This is a genomic window from Nocardioides sp. CPCC 206348, assembly GCF_048654705.1.
Lineage (GTDB): Bacteria > Actinomycetota > Actinomycetes > Propionibacteriales > Nocardioidaceae > Nocardioides.
Genome location: NZ_JBMCZA010000200.1, coordinates 1 through 560 on the forward strand (window position 1 = coordinate 1; position 560 = coordinate 560).

Annotated in this window: 1 pseudogene; it reads right to left on the reverse strand. The window is 75.4% G+C overall.

The features are described from left to right. A pseudogene (locus ACOADB_RS19325) lies at positions 1-560 on the reverse strand (FAD-dependent oxidoreductase); the annotation flags it as partial.

Consider the following 560-nt stretch of genomic DNA (forward strand, 5'->3'; position numbering starts at 1 on the left):
GGCCAGCCGAACGCATGGGCGGCGGTGGTGAGCGCGACACCGATGGCCGACGACAGCGGACGGTCCAGCCGGTTGAAGGCGTGGGCCGCCACGCCCCCGAACAACGCCCGCGCGGGATCCTCCCGGAAGCGGCGGCCGAGCAGGGTGGCCGGCGGTGCGGAGAAGGCGCCGAAGCGGGCCAGGTGGAGCGGGTGCTTCGGCACGTGCAGCATCGGCTGCAGGAACTCGCCACTGATGGTGCCGAACCGCTCGGCCAGTGGGCCGAACGTCCGTTGCCACCGGTCGCCGTCGCCGCCGAGGCCCGCGGCGGTCTCGGCCACGGAGCGCAGCAGGACGGCACCTTCGGACCCGGAGAGCGGGTGCGCCAGTTCCGCCGGGGCCCAGAGCCAGGTCAGGCCGGCGCCCGCGAGGTCGAAGTCGCGGCCGAACGAGGAGCCGAGCGCGAAGGGGTGGAACGCCGAGCACTCGTCGTGGACCAGGCCGGGCAGCGTGAGCTCCGCCGACCGGACGCCGCCACCGAGCACGTCGGCGGCCTCGATGATCCGCACCCGGACGCCGGC